The organism is Serratia sp. CY27727 (assembly GCF_052169275.1).
GTDB classification, from domain to species: Bacteria; Pseudomonadota; Gammaproteobacteria; order Enterobacterales; family Enterobacteriaceae; genus Serratia; species Serratia sarumanii.
Genome location: NZ_JBJNLB010000023.1, coordinates 1 through 5,518 on the forward strand (window position 1 = coordinate 1; position 5,518 = coordinate 5,518).

The 5,518-nt window shown below is 52.7% G+C and carries 5 protein-coding genes, 4 tRNA genes and 1 other RNA gene; 8 read left to right on the top strand and 2 right to left on the bottom strand.

The annotated features are described in order from the left end of the window. The first annotated feature begins 446 nt into the window (after nt 1-446). The gene (gene murB / locus ACJ8HB_RS24845) at nt 447-1,484 is read left to right on the top strand and encodes a UDP-N-acetylmuramate dehydrogenase (protein WP_039569855.1); all 1,038 of its coding nucleotides are present in this window, start codon (nt 447-449) and stop codon (nt 1,482-1,484) included. Continuing rightward, nucleotides 1,481-2,443, top strand: a complete 963-nt coding sequence (birA, locus tag ACJ8HB_RS24850; RefSeq protein ID WP_047569744.1) for a bifunctional biotin--[acetyl-CoA-carboxylase] ligase/biotin operon repressor BirA — start codon at nt 1,481-1,483, stop codon at nt 2,441-2,443. Before murB ends, birA begins: the two co-directional genes overlap by 4 nt. Nucleotides 2,444-2,490: 47 nt before the next feature. Here the strand turns inward: birA and coaA are convergent, their stop codons facing one another. Together coaA and ACJ8HB_RS24860 are read right to left on the bottom strand one after the other, a co-directional pair. Next, nucleotides 2,491-3,441 (bottom strand): type I pantothenate kinase, encoded by a 951-nt coding sequence (gene coaA / locus ACJ8HB_RS24855; RefSeq protein WP_033636718.1) that lies wholly within the window; start codon nt 3,439-3,441, stop codon nt 2,491-2,493. Between the two features lie 219 nt (nt 3,442-3,660). Next, complete coding sequence (locus tag ACJ8HB_RS24860; RefSeq protein ID WP_033650029.1) at nt 3,661-4,209, bottom strand: GNAT family N-acetyltransferase; 549 nt, start codon at nt 4,207-4,209, stop codon at nt 3,661-3,663. 396 nt (nt 4,210-4,605) lie between these two features. Between ACJ8HB_RS24860 and ACJ8HB_RS24865 the strand changes: the two genes are divergently transcribed. The 6 genes from ACJ8HB_RS24865 to ACJ8HB_RS24890 all read left to right on the top strand — a co-directional run. Further along, nucleotides 4,606-4,681, top strand: a tRNA-Thr gene (locus ACJ8HB_RS24865). 25 nt (nt 4,682-4,706) lie between these two features. Further along, nucleotides 4,707-4,791: transfer RNA gene (locus ACJ8HB_RS24870), tRNA-Tyr, on the top strand. 46 nt (nt 4,792-4,837) lie between these two features. After that, nucleotides 4,838-4,953: non-coding RNA, RtT sRNA (locus ACJ8HB_RS24875), on the top strand. A 36-nt stretch (nt 4,954-4,989) separates the two neighbouring features. Next, nucleotides 4,990-5,064 (top strand) — tRNA-Gly (locus ACJ8HB_RS24880). A gap of 6 nt (nt 5,065-5,070) precedes the next feature. Continuing rightward, nucleotides 5,071-5,146 (top strand) — tRNA-Thr (locus ACJ8HB_RS24885). Nucleotides 5,147-5,255: 109 nt separating this feature from the next. Continuing rightward, a partial coding sequence (locus ACJ8HB_RS24890) for a GTP-binding protein (RefSeq protein WP_227640557.1) occupies nt 5,256-5,518 on the top strand: 263 nt, incomplete at its 3' end.

Consider the following 5,518-nt stretch of genomic DNA (forward strand, 5'->3'; position numbering starts at 1 on the left):
AGAAGTGAAACGCCGTAGCGCCGATGGTAGTGTGGGGTCTCCCCATGCGAGAGTAGGACACTGCCAGGCATCAAACCAAGCCGAAAGCCCTGAACTGACGTTCAGGGCTTTTTGCTATGGGGAAAATAAATTCCCTGGCTGTATTTATTGCTTATAGAAATACCTCTATTGGCATATGCTAATTATTTTCATAAGGATGCATAATGTTTTTTGTCAGAGAAAAAGCTAGCTCAATATATAATTGATAGCTCCAGATTATTATTTAAATAATAAAAATATCTATTTATGAAGATGTTGATGAGAATTATCCGGTTATATCAAGGATAAATCTTAATTCTCCAGTGTATTAGGCGATAAATTTCACGTTAATTAAAACAAATATTAGCCAGACGCCTCGAATCGAGTAGACTAGGCGAAAGATTATTTCTTTATGGGTACTGAACGTTATGTCTACTGAAAGCGCGTCTTTAAAAAACCACAATACGTTTGCGCTCCCGGTCAACGCAGCGCACCTGATCATGGCCGATAGAATTGAGCTGATGCTCAAAGTGTGGCAACAAACGCGCAAGCGTCAGGAGCCGCTGCTGATTCTCGGTGAAGGTAGCAACGTGCTGTTCCTGGAGGATTTTTCTGGCACAGTAATGGTCAATCAGTTGAAAGGTATCGATGTTCGGGAAGATAACGATGCCTGGTATCTCCACGTCAGCTCCGGTGAAAACTGGCATGACCTGGTGCAATATACGCTGCAGGCCGGGATCTGCGGCCTGGAAAACCTGGCGTTGATTCCTGGATTGGCCGGCTCCGCCCCTATCCAGAACATCGGCGCCTACGGCGTCGAATTGAAAGACGTCTGCGAGTATGTCGATCTGCTGGACTTCTCTACCGGTGCTATCGATCGCATTCCGGCTGCCGAGTGTGGTTTCGGTTACCGGGAAAGTATTTTCAAACACCGTTTCCAAACCGGGCATGTCATTGTCGGGCTGGGCCTGCGTCTCAACAAACAATGGCAACCCAAATTGAGCTACGGCGATCTGGCCAGGCTGGATCCCGCCACGGTGACGCCGCTTCAGGTATTTGAATCCGTATGCGCCATGCGCCGCAGCAAGCTGCCTGATCCGCGTGAAACCGGTAATGCCGGCAGCTTCTTCAAGAATCCGCTGGTGAACGCAGAGAAAGCTGCAGAACTCATCGCCAAATATCCCGGCATGCCGCACTATCCGCAGCAGGATGGCCAGGTGAAGCTGGCCGCCGGATGGCTTATCGATCAATGCGAACTGAAAGGATATCGTATCGGCGGCGCTGCGGTACACCGTCAGCAGGCGTTGGTGCTGGTGAACATCGACAACGCCCACAGCCAAGATGTGGTGGCGCTGGCGCGCCACGTACGCAAGACAGTGGCCGATAAATTTGGCGTCTGGCTGGAGCCTGAGGTGCGTTTTATTGGCGCGACCGGTGAGCTGAATGCCGTGGCGGTGCTGTCATGAAAGATACCAAGGTTCCGTTAAAACTGATCGCGCTGCTGGCCGACGGTGAATTTCATTCCGGGGAACACCTGGGTGAGTCACTGGGCATGAGCCGTGCGGCGATCAATAAGCATATTCAGACCATTCGCGAATGGGGGCTGGATGTCTTTACCGTGCCCGGCAAAGGCTACAGCCTGCCTGGCGCCATCCAGCTGTTGGAAGCCGAGCGCATCCTCAGCCTGCTGGAAGACAAGCGTGTAAGCGTGTTGCCGGTGGTCGATTCCACCAACCAATACTTGCTGGACCGCATTGCCGAATTGCACTCTGGTGACGCCTGTGTCGCTGAATACCAGCAGGCAGGGAGAGGGCGCCGCGGGCGGCAGTGGATCTCGCCATTCGGCGCTAATTTATACCTGTCGATGTTCTGGCGACTGGAGCAGGGGCCGGCTGCGGCCATGGGGCTTAGCCTGGTGATCGGGATGGTGATGGCGGAAGTTCTGCAGCGTCTCGGTGCGGCCGATGTGCGCGTGAAGTGGCCTAACGATCTCTATCTGAACGATCGTAAATTGGCGGGGATCCTGGTCGAACTGACGGGGAAAACCGGCGATGCGGCTCAACTGGTCATCGGTGCCGGCATCAACCTGGCGATGCGTGATACCAATGCCAGCGCCATTACTCAAGGATGGATTAACCTACAGGAAGCGGGAGTTCAGATCGATCGCAATGAGCTGGCTGCAACCCTGCTTAATGAACTGCGTCAGTCGTTGAAACAGTTTGAGATAGACGGACTGGCGCCCTTTATCGGTCGCTGGCGTACCCTGGATAACTTTATCGACAGGCCGGTCAAGCTGCTTATCGGCGAGCGGCAGATTGTGGGTATCGCCCGAGGAATCGATTCGCAGGGCGCGCTGCTGCTGGAACAAGACGGGGAGATCAAGCCCTTCATCGGTGGAGAGATATCGCTGCGCAGCGCAGAATAGTTAGAGAAAGCAGGGGACGGCAACGTCCCCTGAATCGATCGGTAGGCTTACTTTCTTAAACGCACGCTTTCAACGGCGTGGTTAGCGCTTTTGGTCATGATCAGGCTGGCGCGTTCGCGTGTAGGCAATATATTCTGCTGCAAATTCAACCCGTTAATTTCATTCCATAATTGCGTGGCGATATTAATCGCTTCCGGTTCCGGCAATTTTGAATAGTGATGGAAATAAGAATCGGGATTGGAAAATGCGCCTTGACGGAATTTCAGGAAGCGATTGATATACCAGCTTTGTAATAGCGTCTCCGGGGCATCGACATATATAGAGAAGTCGACAAAATCGGAAACGAATACGCGATGCGGATCGTGAGGATAATCCATGCCGCTTTGCAATACGTTAAGCCCTTCCAGGATCAAAATATCCGGTTGCTCGATGACTTTATTACCTTCGGGCACAACGTCATAGATCAAATGAGAATAAACCGGAGCGGTGACGCGTTTGGCGCCGGATTTCACTTCCGACACGAATTTCACCAGGCTATGCATATCGTAAGACTGCGGGAAGCCTTTTTTCTTCATCAGACCGCGCTCGTTCAGCACCTTATTAGGATGCAAGAAGCCGTCGGTCGTGATCAGCTCCACGCTGCGATGTTCAGGCCAGCGGCTCAGCAACGCTTGCAACAGACGAGCGGTCGTGCTCTTACCAACGGCTACGCTGCCGGCGATGCCGATGACATAGGGAATCTTTTGCCCGTCGGTGCCGAGGAATTGCTCCAGCACCGCCTGTCGGCGCAGGTTGGAACTGATATAGAAGTTCAACAGCCGTGACAGCGGCAGATAAATCTGCGCAACTTCTTCCAACGAGAGATCTTCGTTAATCCCTTTCAGTTTAACGATCTCTTCTTCCGACAACGTCAGCGGCACCGAATCTCGCAACGCCGCCCATTGGGTACGATCGAACTGTAGGTAAGGCGTTGCTAAAGATTGATCTCTTTTTATCATAAGCCAAATTCTGCCTGTTAACGCAGGTTGGGAAAGGCGCCGGACGCCAACTCCAGAGAATAAACAAGCTGCATATTATAGACAGCTTCGTTTTTGGCGTAGACTTTTTTCGCAAAAGTTGTCGATAGGCAGCAGTTTATGTCAATTGTGCGAAGCGGCGCGCAGTTGATAAAGCGGGGTTGCAAGGCGGCATCATCGGGTCCGGATACCGCCTGAAGGTTAACTGGCGATGGCGCGCGAAGGTTGGTTCACGGTGAACAGGCGTTTGTAATAAATAACCGTTGGGTGGTAATGCCCATCGGGCCCCGCCGCATAATCCGGCAGCTCGCCCAAACAGCGATAACCCAGGCTGCGATAAAGCGCTTCTGCCGCCGAACCGGCCTGCGTATCCAGGTACAATAGCCCGCGTTGCTGCTGCAGCGCTACGTGCTCCAGCGTCTTCATCAGCGCCTGACCTACGCCGTTGCGACGAGCGCGGCTATGCACCAACAGCTTCACCACCTCCGCACGATTACGGCCGTTCGGCTTCTGACAGAGTTCGAGTTGCACGGTGCCAACGACACCGCGCTCGTCGCGGGCAATCCACAGCAGCAGTTCACCTTTAGCCAGGGCCGGTCGCAGACTGTGGAAGTAGCTCTCGGCGTCTTCGTGAGGGATTAAGGTGTCGTAACCGACAGAAGCGCCGTGCGTGACGGCATCGGTCAACAGGCGGGCCAATTCATCCCGGTAAATCGGCAGCGTAGCGGCGTTGATAGGCACTATTTTCATGAGTCATTCCTCCAGATATGGGGGTAATGAAGAGAAGCAATAACTGAGCCACAGCGGCGAAAGGCATGACGACGGCAAAAGGGTGAGGGATCAGTGTAGCTCACGCCTCGGTCCGGGGCAGGTATCCCCTTTTTGGTGCATCGATCCCGCTCACAGTTTACCGTTGCGGGTTAAGTGTTTTGAGAAGCCCGACACGGAGAAAGCGGCGCTCAAGGCTTGCAAAAAGTGGATAAAATTGTAGAGAATGATTGCCGCGAGTGATGAATGTTTGCACGCCGCAGGCTGCGAATTGCATGACAGTATGCAAAATTGACTGATTTGTGAGCGAAAGTGCGCGTAAAGCAATTTTTTTGTTGCATAGGTCGCCCGCTCTACCTAGAATGCGCTGCACTTGATGCCGGCTTAGCTCAGTAGGTAGAGCAACTGACTTGTAATCAGTAGGTCACCAGTTCGATTCCGGTAGCCGGCACCATTCAAGTCACAAGTAGTTAAAATCTGGTGGGGTTCCCGAGCGGCCAAAGGGAGCAGACTGTAAATCTGCCGTCACAGACTTCGAAGGTTCGAATCCTTCCCCCACCACCAAATCTTGCCTTCGGCGATTAACTGAAATGCGATAAATGCCGCAACGGTTGATAGTGGGAGGAGAGGGCGAAAGCCTTCGGCAAGGTTCGAGCTGTGCAGCGCAAGGCGCAGCCGGCCCGAAGGATGCGAGCCGAGTGATGAACAATCCTGCTCCATCCCAAAATTCTACAGAAAAATCAGGTAGCCGAGTTCCAGGATGCGGGCATCGTATAATGGCTATTACCTCAGCCTTCCAAGCTGATGATGTGGGTTCGATTCCCACTGCCCGCTCCAAGATGTGCTGATATAGCTCAGTTGGTAGAGCGCACCCTTGGTAAGGGTGAGGTCGGCAGTTCGAATCTGCCTATCAGCACCACTTCTTAATTTCTCGCCCCCTGATTTTCTTTCTGTTCTGGATTCAACGAGCAAATGCTTGGTTGATGTGGTGATACCACCGATTTATCCGTGTCTTAGAGGGACAATCGATGTCTAAAGAAAAGTTTGAACGTACAAAACCGCACGTTAACGTCGGTACTATCGGCCACGTTGACCACGGTAAAACTACCCTGACTGCAGCGATCACTACCGTACTGGCTAAAACCTACGGCGGTTCTGCACGTGCTTTCGATCAGATCGATAACGCGCCAGAAGAAAAAGCTCGTGGTATCACCATCAACACCTCTCACGTTGAGTATGACACCCCGACTCGTCACTACGCGCACGTTGACTGCCCAGGGCACGCCGACTA